We start from the raw sequence: 20,775 nt of genomic DNA, 5'->3' as shown, positions 1-20,775 counted from the left end.
GTGACCGAGACCGCGCAGCGGCGTCCGATCGTCTTCCACGCCGCAGCGCTCGTCTCGGGCATTATCTTCGGCGCGGGCCTTGCCGTCTCCGGCATGATCCACCCGCAGAAGGTCAAGGCGTTCCTCGACGTGTCACGGATCTCGTCGGGCGGCTGGGACCCGAGCCTCGCCATCGTGCTCGCCATGGCGGTCATCGTCACCATGGGCGCGCTGCGCGTCGCGCATCGGCGTCGCCGGCCGATCGCCGCCACCTCCTTCTCTCAGCCCCATGCCCGGCGTGTCGACGGAGAACTCGTCGTCGGCGCTGCGATCTTCGGTGTCGGCTGGGGCCTCGCGGGTCTCTGCCCCGGCCCTGCCCTTGCCGATCTCGTCTCGACATTCCCGTCCATCCTTCTATTTCTCGGCGCGATGCTCGCCGGCATGATGCTCGTGCATGTGTGGCGGCTGCGGGCGCGCCGGCAATCGGCGTCGATCCAGGAGGTCGAGACATGAACACACCTGTCGACGTCGCAGTCGTCGGCGCCGGCCCCGCCGGGCTCAGCGCAGCGATCCTCGCAGCCCGCGAGGGCCTGTCGGTGGCTCTGGTCGCACCCCGAACCATCCCGACCGACCGCAGGACCGTCGCCATGCTGGGCGTCTCGGTCGACATACTCCAGGAGACGGGGATCTGGCCCGCTCTGGCCGACACGGTCGCCCCCCTTCGTACGATGCGAATCGTCGATGGAACACGGCGCCTGGTGCGCGCGCCTCTCGTCGAGTTCCATGCCTCGGAAATCGGACGTGACGCCTTCGGCTACAATGTGCCGACCGCGGCCATGATCGCTGCGCTCGAAGACGCCGTCACTGAGGCTGGCATCCTGCGGCTCGACGGTCTCGCCCGCGCGATCACCGTTCACGACGGGCATGTCGCGATTGATGCCGGCGCTGCCGGCAGCGTCTCGGCCCGGCTCGTCGGCGCCGCCGACGGTCGCAACTCTCCGGTCCGCGAGGCCGCCGGCATCGGCCTCAAGCGCTGGTCCTATCCGCAGACGGCCGTCGTGGCGAATATCCGCCACAGCCTTCCCCATGGCGACGTCTCGACCGAATTCCACACCGAGACGGGTCCATTCACGCTCGTTCCCCTGCCCGGTCTCCGGTCGGCCGTTGTCTGTGTGGTGAAGCCGCGTGAAGCCGAGCGGCTGATGCAGATGGACGACCGCGGTCTAGCCGAAGTCTTCGAGCAGAAATCGCATTTCCTCGTCGGCGACATCGAGATCGACGGGCCGCGACAGGCTTTTCCGCTCACGGGACAATCGGCAGAGCGCTTCGCCGCGCGACGTATCGCGCTCATCGGCGAGGCCGCGCATGTGTTCCCGCCGATTGGCGCCCAGGGCCTCAATCTCAGCCTCCGCGACGCGGCCGCCTTCGCAAGAACAGCCTCAGTACATCGCGCCGATCCCGGCGGCGAGGATGCGCTCGCCGACTATCACCGGCGCCGCTCGGGCGATGTGTACACGCGAACGGCGGCGGTCGATGCGCTCAACCGGACGCTTCTCACCAGTTTCCTCCCCGTTCAAGCGGCGCGGGGCGTTGGTCTTTTCGCGCTCGACCGGCTGCCGGCGCTGAAGCGCTTCGCGATGCGACAGGCGCTCGCCCCGCATCTTTAAGGAGCCAAATCCGACGCGGCGACCATGAGTCGCGTTGACGCTCCGTCGCCAATCGGGCCTTTTGGACGACGGACCGAGTTCGGAAAGTTGCCAATGGGCCAGTCAGACCGCATCAAATCCCCCGAAGATCGCCTGCGAGAAGCCAAGTTCGGGATCGGCCAGATCGTGCGCCACCGCCACTTCTCGTTCCGCGGTGTCGTGTTCGACGTCGATCCGGTGTTCGCCAATACCGAGGAATGGTACCTGTCAATTCCGGAGGAGATCCGTCCGGCCAAGAACCAGCCCTTCTATCACCTGCTCGCCGAGAACGCCGAAAGCGAATATGTCGCTTACGTCTCGGAGCAGAACCTGCTGGTCGACGGCTCCGACGAGCCGCTGCGCCATGCTCAGCTTCCCGATTATTTCGACGAGCGCCAGGGCGATGTCTATGTCGCCCGCAATCGCCCGATGAACTGAGTCCGTCGCGCGCTCCAAGGGCTCGGCGCAGTCGCCAATCGGTCTCTCTCAACGAAAACGGCGCGCCAGAGGCGCGCCGTTCGCATCTTTAGCCGGTTGTGAGCGGTTACTGCTGCGGAGCAGCGTCGCCACGCTCCTTGTTCTGCTGCTCGATGAGCTTCTGGCGGTTTTCCTCGGCGTTCTTCTGCAGCTGCTCCTGCAGCGCGTCGCGACGCGCCTTGCCGGCGGCGCGATCGAGGCCCTCGCCCTCATAGACCTTGGTGAAGCCGTTCAGGCCGAACGGGAACACCATCGGCTTGCCCTGCGGATTCATGGTGATCGCAGCGACCTTGTTGCCCTTCTTCATCGACGTGGCGAAGGCGTCGTCGACCTCGGCCTGCGCGTAGCAGACGGTCGGGTCGCAGATCACGTATTTCAGCGGCACGGCCTTGTTCTGGTCGACCTGGATGAGCAGGCCCGGCTGGATGAGCTGGCCGGTCAGCACGATCGCCGTCAGGGCCATCTTCGGATCGCCCTCGAGCTTGCGAAGCTGGATCGAGGCGATGAACTGATTCGTGTCGGCGCGAAGCTCCTGCGAGGTGATGCAGAGCTTCTTCTTGGACTGCGGGTCCTGTCCGCACTCCTTGATCCAGGGCGAGCCCGGAGCAGCCGCCGCATCGCCAGAGGCGGCAGGGGCCGCGGCCGGCTTGGCTGCCGGCGGCTTCGGAGCCGGCGCATCCTGCGCCATCGCCACCGGAGCCGAGGCGACCATGAGAAGCGCGGCAGTCGCCAGCAGAGGCGCCCTCACCGAACCGATCTTCCAGCGATACGACATCTGCGTGTCCTTGCGTTCAACAACTGTTCCGCGCTTGCCGCCGGCGGCAAGCGCATGCCCGGATCCGGCGACGTCATCGCGGCTGGATGACCAGCAAATGAGGCGACACGGTGACGTCCGGGCTGCGGCGCATGTTTAGTCCCTCACAAGAGGCATTTCCAGCAGGAAGGCGGTTGCCAAGCCGCGATGGCTGAGGTCTTTTTCCGCGGGGTCCGGCGCAGGCCGGACAAGGTGGAGGAAATCACCATGTCGAAGCGCTTTTTTGCGGGCCGCATCGCATGCATAGCCCTGGCGATGGCCGCCCTGCCGCTCGGCAGCGCCAATGCCGAGCCCAGCCATGCGATGGCAATGCATGGTGAGCCGGCCCTGCCGAAGGATTTCGACCACTTCCCCTATGCGGACCCCGACGCGCCGAAGGGCGGAACGATCGCCTATGCCTTCCAGGGCACCTATGACAGCGTCAACCCGTTCATCGTGAAGAGTGCGACGACGACCTCGCGCGGCATCTGGGACGCTTCGCTCGGCAACAATGTCTTCGAGAGCCTCATGGTGCGCAACCGCGACGAGGCCTTCTCGCTATACGGGCTGATCGCCGATTCGGTCGACATGCCGGACGACCGCGCTTCGGTCACTTTCACCATCAATCCCGCCGCGAAATTCTCGGATGGCCAGCCCATCACCCCGGAGGACGTCATTTTCTCGCTCGAGCTCCTGCGCGAGAAGGGCCGGCCCAACCTCTACCCGAGCTGGTTCAAGACGGTGACGAAGTCGGAGAAGGTCGGCGAGCGAGGAGTGAAGTTCACCTTCGCCAGTGGCGACAATCGGGAGCTGCCGATGCTGATCGGCCTCATGCCGATCCTCCCCAAGCACGCGACCGATGCCGAGACCTTCGATCAGTCGACGCTGAAGCCGATGATCGGCAGCGGCCCTTATGTCATGGACACGATCCGTCCCGGCGAGCAGTTCATCCTGAAGCGCAACCCGGACTATTGGGGCAAGGACCTCAATGTGAAGCGCGGCTTCGACAATTTCGACGTGATCCGGATCGACTATTACCGCGATCGCAATTCGATGTTCGAAGGCTTCAAGAAGGGCCTCTACGACGTCAATCCGGAGAGCGATCCCTCGCGCTGGCTGGAGGCCTACAACTTCCCGGCCGTTACCGACGGGCGCGTCATCAAGGAAGCGATCCCCAATGGGCTGCCGAAGGGTATGCTCGGCTTCGCGCTGAACACCCGCCGCGCTCAGTTCGGAGATGTCCGGACGCGCAAGGCGCTGGAGATGCTGTTCGATTTCGAATGGGTCAACAAGAACCTGTTCTCGGGCGCCTACAGCCGCAATGCAAGCTTCTTCCAGGATTCGACGCTGTCCGCCTTGGGCGTGCCGGCATCCGAAACGGAGAAGGCGCTGCTCGCCCCCTTCCCCGAGGCTGTCGATCCGGCGGTGATGGACGGCACATGGAAGCCGACCGTGAGCGACGGCTCCGGCGGCGACCGCAAGGTGCTCCGCGCCGCGCTGGAACAGCTCCGCGCTGCCGGCTGGAAGCTGGAGGGCAACAAGCTCGTCGATGCCTCCGGCCAGCCCTTCACCTTTGAGATCCTGCTGCAGGATGCCAGTCAGGAGCGCATCGCCTCCGCCTTCGCGCGAACGCTGTCGCGCGTCGGCATCACCGCGACAACGCGAACGGTCGACGCTACGCAATATCAGCGCCGCGTGCAGAACTTCGACTACGACGTGATCATGACGTCATGGCCGGCTTCGCTCTCTCCCGGCAACGAGCAGAGCAACCGCTGGTCGAGCGCCGCCGCCGACATGATGGGATCGTTCAACTATGTCGGCGCCAGGGAGCCGGCGATCGACGCGATGATCGCGGCGCTGGTCGCCGCCCGCAGCCAGGAAGACTTTGTCGCGGCTGTCCGTGCGCTCGACCGGGTGCTCATCTCCGGTCACTATGTCGTGCCGCTCTACTACCTGCCCGACCAGTGGGTCGCTCGCTGGACCACGGTCGACCATCCGAAGACTCAGTCTGTCTACGGCTACACGCTGCCCACCTGGTACGCCGCAAGGAAGGACTGAGGGTCGGCCGCCTGCGCGCCGCGCACGGAGCCGTCGCGAGAGCCCCTCCCCGCAACCCGCCCCGGCTGCGCATGAGGGGCTGTCACCCGCCATTCGGCGACCTCAACGACGGGACCACACTCGCGCCATGCATGGCCTGCCCTCTCCCCCCTCGGGGGAAAGAAGAAGAGGCGGGCCGCCTCCCGCTACGCCGCCTTCTTGCCGTCGCCGACGGCGATGCGGGCGAGCTGGGTGAGCACCACCGCCGTGCCCTTGAGGCGCTTCTCCGGGTTCTCCCAATCGCGGATCAGCACGATCTTCTGGTCGGGACGGACCTTCGCGAGGCTGCCCTGCTCGCCGATATAGCGGATGAGGCCCGCCGGGTTCGGGAAGACCGAGTTGCGGAACGAGATGACCATGCCCTTCGGGCCGGCATCGACCTTTTCGACATTCGCCTTGCGGCAGAGCGCCTTGATGTAGACGATCTTCAGCAGGTGCTCGACTTCGTCCGGAAGCGGGCCGAAGCGGTCGATCAGCTCCGCGCCGAACGCATCGATCTGATCCGGCTCCTCGAGATCCCCGAGCCGGCGATAGAGGCTGAGGCGCAGCGGAAGATCTGGCACATAGCTCTCGGGCAGCATGACCGGCGTGCCGACGGTGATCTGCGGCGACCAGCGGCCGTCCTCCTCCACCTCCTCGCCGCCACCCTGCCGAAGCTGGGCGACCGCCTCTTCCAGCATCTGCTGGTAGAGCTCGTAGCCCACCTCCTTGATATGACCGGACTGCTCCTCGCCGAGCAGATTGCCGGCGCCGCGGATATCGAGATCATGGCTGGCGAGCTGGAAGCCGGCACCGAGCGTATCGAGCGACTGCAGCACCTTGAGCCGCCGATCGGCCATCGGCGTCAGCTTCTTCTCGGCCGGCACGGTGAAGAGCGCATAGGCGCGCGTCTTCGATCGGCCGACGCGGCCGCGCAGCTGATAGAGCTGGGCAAGGCCGAACATGTCGGCGCGGTGCACGATCAGCGTGTTGGCGGTCGGAATGTCGAGGCCGGACTCGACGATCGTCGTCGAGAGCAGCACGTCATAGGCGCCCTCGTAGAAGGCGTTCATGATGTCGTCGAGCTCGGTCGCCGGCATCTGGCCATGCGCGATGGCGACCTTCACCTCCGGCACGAACTTTTCCAGGAATTCCTTGCGATCGGCGAGATCGGCAAGCCGCGGGCAGACATAGAAGCTCTGGCCGCCGCGATAGCGCTCGCGCAGCAGCGCCTCGCGCACGGCGAGCGCATCGAAGGGCGAGATGAAGGTGCGCACCGCCATGCGATCGACGGGCGGCGTGGTGATGAGCGAAAGCTCGCGAACGCCGGTGAGCGCCAGCTGTAGCGTGCGCGGGATCGGCGTTGCCGACAGTGTCAGCACATGGACGTCGGCCTTCAGCTCCTTCAGCCGCTCCTTGTGCTTGACGCCGAAATGCTGCTCCTCGTCGATGATGAGAAGGCCGAGATCGCGGAACTCGATGCCCTTGCCGAGCAGGGCATGCGTGCCGACCACGATGTCGACCTGCCCTTCCTTGAGCCCCTTCTTGGTCTCGGCGAGATCCTTGGCCGAGACGAGCCGCGAGGCCTGCTCGACGCGAACCGGGAAGCCGGCGAAGCGGGCCGAGAAGGTCTTGAAATGCTGGCGGGAGAGGAGCGTCGTCGGCACGACCACGGCGACCTGGCGCCCGCTCATGACCGCGAGGAACGCGGCGCGCAGCGCCACTTCCGTCTTGCCGAAACCGACATCGCCGCAGACGAGCCGATCCATGGGCGTGCCGGCGGAGAGATCCGTCATAACCGCCTCGATGGCCGAAAGCTGGTCCTCCGTCTCCTCATAGGGGAAGCGGGCCGCGAACTCGTCATAAAGCCCTTCGGGCGGCGTGATCACATCGGCATGCCGCATGGCGCGGGCGGCTGCCACCTTGATGAGCTGGGCCGCCATGTCGCGGATGCGCTTCTTGAGCTTCGCCTTGCGCGACTGCCAGGCGACGCCGCCGAGCTTGTCGAGCGTCGCATCCGTATCCTCGGATCCGTAGCGCGAGAGCAGCTCGATGTTCTCGACCGGCAGATACAGCCGATCGCCGCCGGCATAGACGATTTCGAGGCAGTCACGCGGCGCGCCGGCCGCCGTGATCGTCTTCAGGCCGGTGAAGCGGCCGATGCCATGATCGACATGCACGACGAGGTCGCCCTCGGCGAGTGCCGTCACTTCGGAGAGGAAATCGGATGCCTTCTTCGAGCGCTTGCGCGGCCGGACGAGACGGTCGCCGAGAATGTCCTGCTCGCCGATCATGACGAGATCGGGCGAATCGAAGCCCGTCTCGAGCCCGAGCACGCCGAGGCCGACGACGCCCTTCGGCAGAGCATCGGCGGCCGGCCAGTTGTCGATCACCTGCGCGCGCTTCAGGCCATGATCGGCAAGAACCTGCGTCAGGCGGTCCCGCGCGCCCTCGCTCCAGCTGGCGATCACGACCCGCTTCTTTTCGCGCAGGCTCGTGACGTGGTTGATCACAGCGTCGAAAACGTTGACGTCTCCCGCAAGCCGCTCCGCGGCGAAGGTCCGTCCGTGCCGCCCGCCGAGATCGACGACCATCGTATCGTCCGGCTCGGCGAAGGGCGTCATGCGCAAGAGGGGCTGTTCGCCCTCGCGCCGCTTCCATTCCGCGCTGTCCATGTAGAGCGCGTTCGGCGCGATGGGCTTGTAGGGCACGCCGCCCTGGTTCTGGCCCATCGCACTGCGACGGGCGTCGTAATGGTCCTTGATCTCGTCCAGACGCTCCGCGAGCGCCTCCTCGACCAGATGGTCGAGCACCAGTGCCGTGTCCGGCAGATAGTCGAACAGCGTATCGAGGCCCTCGGCGAAGAGCGGCAGCCAATGCTCGACGCCCGTATAGCGCCGTCCCTCGCTCACCTGCTGGTAGAGCAGGTCCTCGCGGTCGGACGCGCCGAAGAGGCGCACATAGGCTTCGCGGAAGCGGGCTATAGACTGCGGCGACAGCACGAGCTCGCTGACCGGCACGAGGTCCAGCCGCTTCTTCTGCTGGATGGTGCGCTGCGTCTCGGCATCGAAGGAGCGGATCGAATCGACCGTATCGCCGAAATAGTCGACCCTCACCGGCTCGCCGAGACCGGCGGCGAAGAGATCGACGATGCCGCCGCGCACGGCATATTCGCCCGCCTCGCGGACGGTTGCCGTGCGCAGGAAGCCGTTGTCCTCAAGCCAGCCGATCAGTTGCTCCATCGGCAACCGGCTGCCCGGCGAGAAGGTCAGGCTCTGGCGAACGACATCGGCACGGCGCGGGACGCGCTGCACGACGGCGTTCACCGTCGTCAGCACGACGAGGCACTTGCCGGGCTCGGTCTTGCGATTGGCGAGTGTCGAGAGCGCCGCCATGCGCCGCGCCACGACCGCCGAGTTGGGCGAGACTCGGTCATAGGGCATGCAATCCCAGGCCGGGAAGGACAGAAACTCCTGACCGGGCGCGAAGAAGGCGATCGCCTGTTCCAGATCGGCCATGCGCTGACCGTCGCGCGCCACCACGAGCAGATAGGAGCGGTCGTCCTTCGCCGAGAGGGCCGCGAGATCGGCGACGACGCGCCCGTCCAGGCCGTCGGGAACACCCGACAGCACGGTCGAGCGTCTGCGCAGAACGGAATCGAAACGGATCATCAGGCTGTCTTGATCTAGCGGGGCGAGGCGCCCGTGAAGGCGGCGAGCTTGCGGAAAAGCGGTGTATCGGCATGCGGCGGAACCGCCGCCTCGCCCGTCAGCCAGGCGAAGAGATCGCGGTCCTGCTCTTCCATCAACGCGTCGAGCGCCGCGAGTTCCCCGTCGGAAAGATCGGCGATCGACGCATCGGCGAAGCGGCCGAGAATGAGGTCCATCTCGCGCATGCCGCGATGCCACGCCCGGAAACGGGTCCTGCGACGATGGACGTCCAATCCATCGCCGGGCGAAGGTGCGCCGGTCATTGTCGTCTGATCCTGTCGGAGGCGGATCGCTCCACCGGCGTCATTTAGACCCCGGAGCCGAGGCTGGCAACGGTTTCGGATCGATTCAAGCCCGGACGACGGTGCCCCGCCTTCCGAGTGAACTTCTTCGGTCACAGCGGGCTCGCCCCCGGGCCATGACAGCTGAGACGGCTGGCGCGACTACGGTCCGCCGACCCCGAGCCGCTCGGCATAAATCTCCGGCTTGAAGCCGGCGATCAGCAGGCCGTCCTCGCGGTCCAGCATCGGCCGCTTGATCATCGAGGGCTGCGCCAGCATCAGGCGGATCGCCTTCGCGGCGTCGATGTCCTGCTTGTCGGCCTCCGGCAGCGCGCGAAACGTGGTGCCAGCGCGGTTCAGCACCGTCTCCCAGCCGAGTTCCTCGACCCAGGCCGCGAGGCGCTCCGGATCGGCGCCTTCGGCCTTGTAGTCACGAAAGTCATAGGCGATGCCGTGACCGTCCAGCCAGGCGCGCGCCTTCTTCATCGTGTCGCAGTTCTTGATGCCCCAGAGGGCGATCGAGCTCATGTCAGGCTTCCGCCGGAAAGACCCCAGGTCTTAACCCAGCCTCAGATGTGAATCGCGCGGCCGTAAGCGCCCATGACGCTCTCATGCATGGTCTCGGAGAGCGTCGGATGCGGGAACACTGAATGGATGAGTTCCTCCTCCGTCGTCTCGAGATTCATGGCGATCACGAAGCCCTGGATCAACTCCGTGACTTCGGCGCCGACCATATGCGCGCCGAGAAGCTGGCCCGTCTTCTTGTCGAAAATCGTCTTCACGAGCCCTTCCGGCTCGCCGAGCGCGATGGCCTTGCCGTTGCCGATGAAGGGGAACTTGCCGACGCGGATGTCGTAGCCGGCCTCCCGCGCCTTCTTCTCCGTGAGGCCGACCGATGCGACCTGCGGGTTGCAGTAGGTGCAGCCCGGGATCTTGAGCTTGTCCATCGGATGCGGGTGCTGCCCGGCGATACCCTCGACGCAGATCACACCCTCATGCTCGGCCTTGTGGGCCAGCATCGGCGGACCGGCGACGTCGCCGATCGCGAAGATGCCGGGAACATTGGTGCGGCCGAGCCCGTCGGTGACGACGCAGCCGCGATCCGTCTTGACGCCCAGCTTCTCCAGCCCGAGCCCCTCGATATTGCCGACGACGCCGACCGCCGAGATCATCTTGTCGGCGGTGATTTCCTCGCTCTTGCCGTCTGCCGTCTCGACAGTTGCGGTGATCGAGTTGGCATCCTTGGCGACCTTCGTCACCTTGGCGCCGGTCAGGATGCGGAAGCCCTGCTTTTCGAGGCGCTTGCGCACATGGGCGGCAATTTCCTCGTCCTCAACGGGCAGGATCTGCGGCAACACCTCGACCACCGTCACCTCGGCGCCGAGCGTGCGGTAGAACGAGGCGAATTCGATGCCGATCGCGCCAGAGCCCATAACAAGCAGCTTCTTGGGCAGCGTCTCGGGCACCATGGCCTCGAAATAGGTGAGGATCAGCTTGCCGTCCGGCTCGAGACCCGGCAGCGCGCGCGGCCGGGCGCCGGTCGCGACGATGATCGACTTCGCCTCGTAGTCGCCGGCGCCAAGCGCGCCCTTCGGCGGCACGTTAGGCTTGCCATAGGCCTCGGCGGGCGCCGGCTTCACAGTGACCTTGCCCGGCGCGGCGATCTCGGCGACGCCCCAGATAACGTCCACCTTGTTCTTCTTCAGGAGGCCCGTCACGCCCTGGTTGAGCTGCGCCGCAACGCCGCGCGAGCGCTTGGAAACGGCGCCGATGTCGAAGCCCACCTGGCCGGCCGAGAGGCCGTAATCCGAGGCATGCTCCATATAGTGATAGATCTCGGCCGAACGCAGCAAAGCCTTGGTCGGGATGCAGCCCCAGTTGAGGCAGATGCCGCCGAGATGCTTCGCCTCGACGACCGCGGTTTTCAGACCCAGCTGTGCCGCCCGGATGGCGGCGACATAGCCGCCCGGTCCCGAGCCGATGATGATCACGTCATAGCTGTTGGCCATCGGCCCATCCCCTTCGCCATGGCCGGGCCGCCGAAGCGGCGCCGGCATACCGGTTTTTCACATGCACGGTCTGGCGGAGGCGCGGCGGGATGACCCACCGCCGACCGTCACGCCCGCAGCCGTGCGGCAATCTCGTCCTTCAGCACCATCCTGCGCTTGCGCAAGTCGGTCATATGGATGTCGTCGGTCGGCTCCACATCGGTCTCCGCGCGATGCACCGCGCGGTTTACCTCGTGATAGGAGTCGACCAGCTTCGCGAAATGCGCGTCCTCGGCCTTGAGGCGGGCGATCTTCTCGTGCTCGCCCGGAAAGTCCTCGGCAAGTTCATGCGGCGTGTGAGCCATGGGCGTTTCTCCCTTGATTTCAGACGCAGCGACCTTGCCCGAAGCGGCACCGCCGTCCTTGCGCGAGGTCAAGGCGGCGGCGGGTCGCGATGCGGTTCAGACGAGCATCCCCATCGGCTTCTCAATATAGCCGCGGAAGGCCTGCATCAGCTCGGCGCCGAGCGCGCCATCGACGACGCGATGATCGGTCGAGAGCGTCACCGACATGACGGTGGCGATCTTGATCTCGCCGCTCTTCACGACCGGCTTCTGGATGCCGGCGCCGACGGCGAGGATCGTCGCATGCGGCGGATTGATGATCGCCGCGAAGTCCTTGACGCCGAACATGCCGAGATTGGACACCGAGGTCGTGCCGCCCTGATATTCCTCGGGCTTCAGCTTGCGGTCGCGCGCGCGCTTGGCGAGGTCCTTCATCTCGTTCGAGATGGTCGAGAGCGTCTTCTTGTCGGCATTGCGCACGACCGGGGTGATGAGCCCACCGGGGATCGCTACGGCCACGCCGACATCGACCACCTTGTGCACGACCATGCCGCCATCGGTCCACGACGCGTTCGCCGCCGGCACCTTCTTCAGCGACAGGGCCATCGCCTTGATGATCATGTCGTTGACGGAGATCTTGTAGGCTGCGTTGCCGTCCTTGTCCTTGGGCGCCGCACCGTTGATCTGCTCGCGCAGCGCCAGGAGCGCGTCGAGTTCGGTGTCGATCGTCAGGTAGAAATGCGGGACGGTCTGCTTCGATTCCGTCAGGCGGCGCGCGATCGTCTTGCGCATGTTGTCATGCGGCACGATCTCGTAGCTGCCCTCGGGGAAGAGCTTCAGCACCTGCGCATCCGAAGCGCCGGCAGGAGCAGGCGCAGCGGCCTGAGTCGGAGCCGCCGCGGGAGCGGCAGTGGGTGCGGCGGCCTTGGCGGCTCCGCCGGCCTTGGCGCTCTCGACATCGGCCTGGATCACGCGGCCATGCGGCCCGCTGCCTGCGATCTTCGAGATATCGAGCCCGGCTTCCTTGGCGAGACGGCGAGCGAGCGGTGAGGCGAACACGCGCTCGCCGTAAGCGGCAGCAGCCGGCGCGGCGGCGGGTGCCGGAGCCGCAGCGGGTGCAGCGGCGGGAGCCGGCGCCGCCGGAGCGGGCGCGGCGGCCGGCTTCTCCGCGGCGGGCTTCTCGGCTGCCGGCTTGGCGGCCGTATCCCCGCCGATCGCCGGGGCGTCCTCGCCATCGGCGAGCAGCACAGCGATCAGCGCATTGACCTTCACGCCCTGCGTTCCCTCGGGAACGAGGATCTTGCCGACCGTCCCCTCGTCGATGGATTCGACTTCCATCGTCGCCTTGTCGGTCTCGATCTCGGCGATGACGTCGCCCGACTTGACCTTGTCGCCTTCCTTCACATGCCACTTGGCGAGGTTGCCCTCTTCCATCGTGGGAGAGAGCGCAGGCATCAGGATATTGATCGGCATGGTCGCCTCCCCCTAGCGATAGGTCACGGCCTTCACGGCCGCGATCACCTCGGCGACGCTCGGCAGGGCGAGCTTCTCGAGATTGGCGGCGTAGGGCATCGGCACATCCTTGCCGGTGACCTTGAGCACCGGCGCATCGAGATAGTCGAACGCCTTCTCCATCAGCTGCGAGGCGATCTCTGAGCCGATCGAGTTCTGCGGCCAGCCTTCCTCGACGGTGACGCAGCGGCCGGTCTTCATGACCGAGGCGACGACGGTGTCGATGTCGAGCGGGCGCAGCGTGCGGAGGTCGATCACCTCGGCGTCGATACCCTCGGCGGCGAGCTGCTCGGCGGCCTTGACGGCATAGGTCATGCCGATGCCGAACGAGACGAGCGTCACGTCCTTGCCGGGCTTGTGGATGCGCGCCTTGCCGATTGGCAGCACGAAATCGTCGAGCTTCGGCACCTCGAAGGAGTGGCCGTAGAGGATCTCGTTCTCGAGAAAGATCACCGGGTTCGGATCGCGGATCGCGGCCTTGAGCAGACCCTTCGCGTCGGCGGCGGTATAGGGCGCCACGACCTTGAGGCCGGGCACATGGCTGTACCAGGACGAGTAATCCTGGCTGTGCTGCGCGCCGACGCGGGCTGCGGCGCCGTTCGGACCGCGGAACACGATCGATGCGCCGAGCTGGCCACCCGACATGTAGAGCGTCTTGGCGGCCGAGTTGATGATCTGGTCGATCGCCTGCATGGCGAAGTTGAAGGTCATGAACTCGACGATCGGCTTCAGCCCAGCCAGCGCCGCGCCGGTCGCGAGGCCCGCGAAGCCGTGCTCGGTAATCGGCGTGTCGATGACGCGGTCGGCGCCGAACTCCTGCAGCAGGCCCTGCGTGATCTTGTAGGCGCCCTGATACTCGGCCACTTCCTCGCCGATGACGAAGACGTCGCCATCGCGACGCATCTCTTCGGCCATCGCGTCGCGGAGCGCCTCGCGCACCGTCATGGTGACGAATTCGGTGCCGGCCGGAATGTCGGGATCGCTCGCCACATCGGCCTTGACCGAGGCGGGCAGAACCGGAGCGGCCGCGCTCGCCGCCGGCGCAGAATGCGCTTCGCCGCTGCCGTTCTTGGAGGCCTCGGCGATGCCCTGCTCGTCCTTCGCCGGCAGCGCCGACGCGGCGGATGCATCCTCGCCTTCGGCCAGAAGAACGGCGATCGGCGTGTTGACCTTGACGTTCTCGGTGCCCTCGGGGACGAGCAGCTTGCCCACCGTCCCCTCGTCGATGGCCTCGACCTCCATCGTCGCCTTGTCGGTCTCGATTTCGGCGATGACGTCGCCGGACTTGACGCTATCGCCTTCCTTCTTGAGCCATTTGGAGAGCTTGCCCTCCTCCATGGTCGGCGAGAGAGCCGGCATCAGGATCTCGATCGGCATGTCTCTTCCCCGCCCTTACTTGAGAATGTCCGTCCAGAGCTCGGCGACGTCCGGCTCGGGGCTGTTCTGGGCGAAATCCGCCGCTTCGTTGACGATGTCGCGAACGTCCGCGTCGACCTTCTTCAGATCGTCCTCGGTGGCCCAGCCCTTGTCGAGAAGGCGCAGCCGCACCTGCTCGATCGGGTCGTGCTCGTTGCGCATCTTCTGCACTTCGTCCTTCGACCGGTACTTGGCCGGGTCGGACATCGAGTGGCCGCGATAGCGGTAAGTCTGCATCTCGAGGATGTAGGGGCCCTTGCCGGAGCGGCACCATTCGACGGCGCGCTCGCCGGCTGCGCGCACGGCGCGCACATCCATGCCGTCCACCTGCTCGCCAGGGATGTTGAAGGAGAGGCCCCGGCGCGAGAAATCGGTCTGCGCCGAGGAGCGCGTCACCGACGTGCCCATCGCGTATCGGTTGTTCTCGATGATGTAGACGACAGGCAGTTTCCAGAGCTCCGCCATGTTGAAGCTCTCGTAGACCTGGCCCTGATTGGCGGCGCCGTCGCCGAAATAAGTCAGCGAGACGCGGTCGTTCTTGCGGTAGCGATTGGCGAAAGCGAGGCCGGTGCCGAGCGAGACCTGGGCGCCAACGATGCCGTGGCCGCCGAAGAACTGCTTCTCGATCGAGAACATGTGCATCGAGCCGCCCTTGCCGCGCGAGTAGCCGTCGCGGCGGCCGGTCAGTTCGGCCATGACGCCCTTTGCGTCCATTCCGGTCGCGAGCATGTGGCCATGGTCGCGATAGCCGGTGATCACCTGATCCTCGCCGGTACGGATCGCCATCTGCATCCCGACGACGACCGCCTCCTGGCCGATATAGAGGTGGCAGAAGCCGTGAATCAGGCCCATGCCATACATCTGGCCAGCCTTTTCCTCGAACCGCCGGATCAGCAGCATCTCGCGGTAGGCTTCGAGTTCCTCTTCGCGCGAGAAGTCGGCGACCTGCGGCTTCGCGGCGGCCGAGCGTGCGGGCGACGCGGATTTTGCGGCCCTCTGCCCGGCTGCCTTGCGACCGTCGGTCGACCCGGCTTTGCTGCCGACCTGCGATTTGGCTACAGCCATACCTTCGTCTCCGGAGCGTTATCCCTAGAACTATGGGGCGTGACGTTATCCGAAGGCGATACGCAATCCAAGATGCATGGCAAGCACGGGAGCCATGCGCCAACTACATGACTTCGTTGCCTAAATGTAGGATGAACTGGATTTCTGTTAATCGCGCTGCAACGCGAAAATTACTGCGATGCGACCGACTGCGATGCAGCAAGATCGATGACCAGCTCGTCCGGCTTGAGCACATTGAGATTGCTGCGGGCGCGCTCGTCGATCATGTCCGGGTCCAGACTTTCCGGTCGCAGCAGACGCGAGCGCTCCTGTAGCGCAAGGCGCTGCGCCTTGAGACTCTGAAGCTCTGCCTCGAGGCCGATCGCCTCGCGGTTCATGCGGTCGCGAGACCAGATGCCGTAGTCGCCGTTGAAGGAGTGATAGCCGAAATAGGCCATCACCGCGACGGCGCCGAGCGGCAGCAGAAGCTTGCGGCGGCGGGAATTGCGGCGCTGGCGGGTGGTCATGCGGTGGGCCCGGTGCGATGCAGCATGGTGAACGGATCATCATCGACGAGGATTAACGCCGCGTTGCCGAGTCGCCTGATGGTTGGCGATGGACGGCGGCGGCTCTTGTGGACTAAGAGAAACCGCACGGCGCCGCCCTTTCCGATCTTGGCGCCCCCGAGAGCCCGCGCCCGATGCGCGCGCCGAAAGACATAAATGACATCCGAAGAATCGACCGCGCCCGCCATCTCCAATCCCGCGCTCGCCGCCGCGCTCGACGCGCGCGGCTACAAGAGCCTCACACCGGTGCAGGCCGCCGTCGTCGCCAGCGACGCAGGCGAGCGGGACCTCTTGGTCTCTGCGCAGACGGGATCGGGCAAGACGGTCGCCTACGGCCTTGCGCTCTCCTCGACTTTGCTCGGCGGCGAGACCCGGTTTCCGGCCGCCGACCTGCCACTTGCGCTGATCGTGGCACCGACCCGGGAACTCGCCCTCCAGGTCCGCCAGGAACTCGGCTGGCTCTATGCCGATACCGGCGCGCGCATCGCGACCGCCGTCGGCGGCATGGATATCCGCCGCGAGCAGCGGGCGCTCGCCGATGGCGCCCATATCGTCGTCGGCACGCCCGGGCGCCTGCGCGACCATCTCGAGCGCGGCCGTCTGGATGTCTCGGCGCTTCGGGCAGTCGTTCTCGACGAGGCCGACGAGATGCTCGACCTCGGCTTCCGCGAGGATCTCGAACTGATCCTCGATTCGGTGCCGCCGACCCGGCGCACCCTGCTCTTCTCCGCAACGCTGCCGCGCGAGATCGTGCGCCTTGCCCGCCGCTACCAGAAGGACGCGCTGCGCATCGACACGATCGTCGAGAACCAGCCGCATGGCGACATCGAGTATCGCGCGCTGCGCGTGGCGCCCAACGAGGTCGAGCTTGGCGTCGTCAACACGCTGCGCTTCTTCGATGTCGGCGCGACGCTGGTCTTCTGCGCGACGCGCGAATCGGTGCGCCATCTGCATGCGAGCCTCGTCGAGCGCGGTTTCGCCGCGGTCGCCCTATCCGGAGAGCTCAGCCAGAGCGAACGCAATCACGCGCTGCAGGCACTGCGCGACGGCCGGGCGCGCGTCTGCGTCGCGACCGACGTCGCCGCGCGCGGGCTCGATCTCCCCGATCTCGGACTCGTCGTGCATGCCGACCTGCCGACCGGCCCGGCGGTGATGCTGCACCGGAGCGGCCGCACCGGCCGCGCCGGCCGCAAGGGGGTCAGCGCCCTGCTTGTCCCCTATACCCAGCGGGCCAAGGCGCTGCGGCTCATCCGCGCCGCCGGCGTCGACGCGCGCTGGAGCGCGGCTCCCTCCGCCGAAGAAATTCGGGCGCTCGATCGCGAGCGGCTGCTGACGTCGTTCGCCGATGTCGAGCCGGCGACGCCGGAGGAAGAGCAGATCGCCGCTGCCCTTCTCGAGCGGATCGGGCCCGAGGCGACGGCGACCGCGCTGGTGCGCCTTGCCCGCGCCCGCCTGCCGGAGCCGGAGGAACTCGTCGATGTCGGCCCTGCGCCGGACGAGCGGCGGGGCAGCCGCGAGCGGCCGCAGCGCGGCCAGCGCGAGGATTTCGCTCGCGACGACCGGCAGTCCGACGATCACGAGCGTCCCCGCCGGGCTCCGCGCGATGTGGACGGTGGCGACGCCGTCTGGTTCCGACTCTCGGTCGGCCGTCAGAAGAACGCCGACCCGAAATGGCTGCTACCGCTGATCTGTCGCCGAGGACATGTGACGCGCTCCGAAATCGGCGCGATCAAGATCCTGGAACGGGAAAGCCGGTTCGAAGTGGCGGCAGAGGCAGCTGACCGCTTCGAGGAAGCGCTGAAGCGTGCGCCTGACGAGGAGATCGTCATCGAGCGGACTGATTCCGCCGGACCCGGGCCGGAACGCCGGTCCGGCGCGAAGTCGGGGCCGCGCAGCAGGACGTCGCCTGGCGGGAAGTCGTCATATGGTGGCAAGTCTTCGTATGGCGGCAAGTCTTCCCATGAAAGGAAGCCCTCGCCCGACGCCGGGTCCGCGGCTGGCGATGCATCCGCCCCGGGCGACAAGCCTCCACGCTCGACCCGTCGTCGCCCTGACTTCAAGCAAAAGCGCCCGCCGCGCTGACCGGAGACGGCGCGCAGCGTCCGTTGCTCACTGGGAACGCCCCATCAACCGACTGATAAGCCCCGTTAGGTGCCGGCAGGTTGCCGGCGCGAGCGGGAGCGGTGCCGTCGCTCGTCCCCTGCAGGAGCGTCGACCTTCATCGGCCGCTCGGCCGTGCGCTGGCGGTCCCAGCCGGCGGCGACGGCTGCGATCATCGCGCAGCACGCAGCGAACGTGCTGGCGAGCGCCGTCGTGCGCAGCGGATAATCGAGGACGGAATGCGCGAGCAGTCCGACGACGGTGATGCTCGCCGCGAGGGCAAAGGTGCCGAGCGCGCCCGAAGGCCGGTCGAAGATCCACATGCGCATCGTGCGGAAGGCGATCCAGCAAGTGAAGACAAGGAGGGCGACCGCGCCGAAAAGGCCGGTATCGAGAACGATCTCCAGCCAGTCGTTATGGGCGTGGTTGGCGAAATAGCGGTTGATCTCGGTCGGAAGCTCGGTCGTCATGTAGAGCGGGACGAAGCTGCCCAGCCCGTATCCAAAGATCGGCGCGCCAGCGATGAGACCAAGCGTCTTCTCGACGAACACGCCTCTGATCGAATAGGCGACGCCGCGCTCGCCCACGAGACTCGCGATTCCAACGATGAAGACGAGGCTGACGACGATGATCGCCGCCAGGATGGCGATGCTCACGCCGCGCGGGACCTCCGCTCGGTCGCGGGTCTTGAAATAAAGCGCAGCGCACATGCCGATCGTCGCGGCGCCGATCGCGGCGCCGGCCCGCGAATAGGCGATGGAAAGGCCGATCAGGAACAGAGCGATCGCAGCGGCTCCGGCGATGGCCCAGAGAATTCCGAAACGCCGAGGCTCGCTGCGCAAGGCAAGCAGCCATCCGAACGCCAGGGGTATCATCGCGTAATTGGAGGCGGCGTAGTGGTTGCGGTTGGCAAAATAGCCATAGGCCTCGCCGGGCACGTAGAGCGCGATCGTGCTCGACCAGTACTCGTTCGCCGCATTATTGAACTGGCCGACGCCAACGAACACATGCAGAGTCGCGACGGCCACGGGGACGATGATCAGGAAGAGCTTTCCGTCCCGTGCCATCACGAGTGTGCCGCAAAAGATCGCCACGGGCGCGATCAGGGAGGCGAGCGCAAATTTCGTCAACCCGGGAACAAGACTGACGGGCAGCCACGGCAACGGAATACCGGCGGTCGTATAGACGATCTCGGCAACCTCCCTGCTCCCGAGGCGCGTCCAGATCTCAGGCGGCAGCGGCACCAACTGAAGGCAGATGAGAATAACGACGAGCGCGATCGAAAGGACATAGGGTCGGGCGCCGGCATAGCGTCGCTCGCCGAACAGGCAGAACAAGGCGAGCACCAGCAGTGGGGCGCTGACCAGCTGCACCAGAAGATCATTGTCCATGCCAACGCGCGTGGCGCCGCCGAAGAGCTCGGCGAAGCTCCACACAGCCACCGTCAGATAGGGCATCGCCCGCTGCATGATCGGCGTGTTGTCGGCCACTAGCCTTCCCCCTGGATGGACAGGTCGTCGAACCAGATGCGACCTTCGATCTTGCGGTCGGCGGCTATCCGCTCGGCTAGGTCGAGGCGCAGGGTCTGGGCCTCGCATCCGGTTGCGGGCACGACAAACGGCGCCGTGAACGCGGTCCAGTCCGCGTTTCCGCTGAAGAGGGGGCTGGTGCCGATGACGTATGGCGGCGAGCCCTTGCAGAAGATCGTCCACTGCAAGCCGGTTGCAGCCTTGAGATCACTCATCTTGACGAAGCCGTTCAGGCGATAGGAGCCGGCCGGAAGCATCATGGTCTGGTAGACATTGTGGAACGACACCGGGGCCGTGAAGCTGAGCGCCAGGGAGTAGCGGCCGCCATGCGTGGTCGTGGGATCGAACCCGATTGTGGCACTTCGCAGATTGGAGATCGTCCACGCGAAAGGCAGATTGTCGGCCGCGCCACGCTCGAACCCGCCATCGAACAGATAGGGCACGGGGTCCGATGAATCGGGATTGAGGAGCCCATAGTTCAGGACATAGGCCGTTGCGATCTCGCCGGACGAGACGAGGCGGTTCAGATATTTGCGCCACGGGAAGGCGATCTCGCGGTAATCGATCCCTGCAACGACATTCTCGAAAGCGCCCACGACGCCCGTGTCGGCAAGGCGGTTGAGATACGCATCCCGCCAAGGCGGAGCATTCTTCAGATAGGGGACGATCAGCGACGCGGTCGGGGCCGTCGAGGCCACTCCGACCAGGAGATCGATCGTCGCCGCGGCCGCGGCCGTCGTTGTCGTTGGCGTGCTCCGCAGGAACAGATCGGCATAGCGGACGACCGACTCGTAATCCTTGCGGGCATTCGCGTCATTAATCGCCCAGATCAGCGGCTGCGACAGATGCTTGTTCAAATCCGACGCGAGTCGGTACAGCGGCGCCGCGATGGCAGCATTTCCGGCCGCTTCTTCGGCCTGTGCCAGAATGGTCAGGGCAGCGGTGTTAAGCGGACTTTTGACCAGTGCCTCGCGAGCCAGGACGATAGCCGCGGCCGGATCGGGTGGAGTGGCGGTCAGAAACCCGGATGCCTGGCGAAGCAAGCCAGCCGTGCTGTCCCCCCTCATGAAAGCGCCGGGGTCGTCGGCCCGATCGGGCGATCCGCGGCTGAGCAGGATGACGCCCAGCCAGATGACGAGCGTCAACACGACGATGACCCCGCCCTGAACAGCCGTCTTCAACCAATTGTTGCGGGAAGATCCGGGTCGCTTCGATCGACCCGAACGGCGACGTGACGAGGGCTGGCTGACGTCCATCAATCCTGCACTACCGAAT

Annotated in this window: 17 protein-coding genes; 5 read left to right on the top strand and 12 right to left on the bottom strand. The window is 66.1% G+C overall.

The genetic code is table 11. The annotated features are described in order from the left end of the window. From QO015_RS01630 to hspQ, 3 genes are all read left to right on the top strand, one after another. Nucleotides 1–492 (top strand): DUF6691 family protein, encoded by a 492-nt coding sequence (locus QO015_RS01630; RefSeq protein WP_266281903.1) that lies wholly within the window; start codon nt 1–3, stop codon nt 490–492. Beyond that, entirely contained in the window at nt 489–1,646 is a 1,158-nt protein-coding gene (locus QO015_RS01625; RefSeq protein WP_266281904.1) for a UbiH/UbiF family hydroxylase, read from the top strand. The genes QO015_RS01630 and QO015_RS01625 overlap by 4 nt, the downstream gene beginning before the upstream one ends. A gap of 93 nt (nt 1,647–1,739) precedes the next feature. Next, nucleotides 1,740–2,102 (top strand): heat shock protein HspQ, encoded by a 363-nt coding sequence (gene hspQ, locus QO015_RS01620; protein WP_266281906.1) that lies wholly within the window; start codon nt 1,740–1,742, stop codon nt 2,100–2,102. Nucleotides 2,103–2,208: 106 nt separating this feature from the next. Here hspQ and QO015_RS01615 read toward each other — a convergent pair whose 3' ends face one another. Continuing rightward, entirely contained in the window at nt 2,209–2,916 is a 708-nt protein-coding gene (locus QO015_RS01615) for an invasion associated locus B family protein (RefSeq protein ID WP_266281908.1), read from the bottom strand. 246 nt (nt 2,917–3,162) lie between these two features. Here QO015_RS01615 and QO015_RS01610 point away from each other — a divergent pair, with 246 nt between their 5' ends. After that, entirely contained in the window at nt 3,163–4,992 is a 1,830-nt protein-coding gene (locus QO015_RS01610; protein ID WP_266281910.1) for an extracellular solute-binding protein, read from the top strand. Nucleotides 4,993–5,177: 185 nt separating this feature from the next. Here the strand turns inward: QO015_RS01610 and mfd are convergent, their stop codons facing one another. The 9 genes from mfd to QO015_RS01565 all read right to left on the bottom strand — a co-directional run bounded on the left by mfd (nt 5,178) and on the right by QO015_RS01565 (nt 15,832). Then, nucleotides 5,178–8,681, bottom strand: coding sequence for a transcription-repair coupling factor (gene mfd / locus QO015_RS01605; RefSeq protein WP_266281912.1), 3,504 nt, complete (start codon nt 8,679–8,681; stop codon nt 5,178–5,180). Between the two features lie 14 nt (nt 8,682–8,695). Beyond that, a complete protein-coding gene (locus QO015_RS01600) occupies nt 8,696–8,983 on the bottom strand; it encodes an FAD assembly factor SdhE (RefSeq protein ID WP_266281914.1) in 288 nt (95 codons plus the stop codon). A gap of 180 nt (nt 8,984–9,163) precedes the next feature. Further along, nucleotides 9,164–9,529 carry an ArsC family reductase gene (locus QO015_RS01595; protein ID WP_266281916.1) on the bottom strand — a complete coding sequence of 122 codons (366 nt, stop codon included), beginning with the start codon at nt 9,527–9,529 and terminating at the stop codon, nt 9,164–9,166. A gap of 41 nt (nt 9,530–9,570) precedes the next feature. Next, a complete protein-coding gene (gene lpdA / locus QO015_RS01590) occupies nt 9,571–11,010 on the bottom strand; it encodes a dihydrolipoyl dehydrogenase (protein ID WP_266281918.1) in 1,440 nt (479 codons plus the stop codon). 107 nt (nt 11,011–11,117) lie between these two features. Next, a complete protein-coding gene (locus QO015_RS01585) occupies nt 11,118–11,354 on the bottom strand; it encodes an HP1242/YdcH family protein (RefSeq protein ID WP_266281920.1) in 237 nt (78 codons plus the stop codon). A 96-nt stretch (nt 11,355–11,450) separates the two neighbouring features. Next, nucleotides 11,451–12,806: a pyruvate dehydrogenase complex dihydrolipoamide acetyltransferase gene (locus tag QO015_RS01580; RefSeq protein WP_266281921.1), complete on the bottom strand. Its 1,356-nt coding sequence runs from the start codon at nt 12,804–12,806 to the stop codon at nt 11,451–11,453. Nucleotides 12,807–12,818: 12 nt separating this feature from the next. Next, a complete protein-coding gene (locus QO015_RS01575; RefSeq protein WP_266281922.1) occupies nt 12,819–14,222 on the bottom strand; it encodes a pyruvate dehydrogenase complex E1 component subunit beta in 1,404 nt (467 codons plus the stop codon). Nucleotides 14,223–14,237: 15 nt separating this feature from the next. Further along, entirely contained in the window at nt 14,238–15,326 is a 1,089-nt protein-coding gene (pdhA, locus tag QO015_RS01570; RefSeq protein WP_266281923.1) for a pyruvate dehydrogenase (acetyl-transferring) E1 component subunit alpha, read from the bottom strand. 170 nt (nt 15,327–15,496) lie between these two features. After that, a complete protein-coding gene (locus tag QO015_RS01565; protein WP_266281924.1) occupies nt 15,497–15,832 on the bottom strand; it encodes an FtsB family cell division protein in 336 nt (111 codons plus the stop codon). 195 nt (nt 15,833–16,027) lie between these two features. Here QO015_RS01565 and QO015_RS01560 point away from each other — a divergent pair, with 195 nt between their 5' ends. After that, nucleotides 16,028–17,953 (top strand): DEAD/DEAH box helicase, encoded by a 1,926-nt coding sequence (locus QO015_RS01560; RefSeq protein ID WP_266281926.1) that lies wholly within the window; start codon nt 16,028–16,030, stop codon nt 17,951–17,953. Nucleotides 17,954–18,018: 65 nt separating this feature from the next. Here the strand turns inward: QO015_RS01560 and QO015_RS01555 are convergent, their stop codons facing one another. Beyond that, nucleotides 18,019–19,461 carry an O-antigen ligase family protein gene (locus tag QO015_RS01555; RefSeq protein WP_266281927.1) on the bottom strand — a complete coding sequence of 481 codons (1,443 nt, stop codon included), beginning with the start codon at nt 19,459–19,461 and terminating at the stop codon, nt 18,019–18,021. After that, nucleotides 19,461–20,756, bottom strand: a complete 1,296-nt coding sequence (locus QO015_RS01550) for a hypothetical protein (RefSeq protein WP_266281928.1) — start codon at nt 20,754–20,756, stop codon at nt 19,461–19,463. Before QO015_RS01550 ends, QO015_RS01555 begins: the two co-directional genes overlap by 1 nt. Nucleotides 20,757–20,775 lie beyond the last annotated feature (19 nt).

It is taken from the genome of Kaistia geumhonensis, assembly GCF_030815145.1.
Lineage (GTDB): Bacteria > Pseudomonadota > Alphaproteobacteria > Rhizobiales > Kaistiaceae > Kaistia > Kaistia geumhonensis.
The sequence above is the reverse complement of the archived record's forward strand: the minus strand, read 5'-3'. Positions and strand labels throughout refer to the sequence as shown.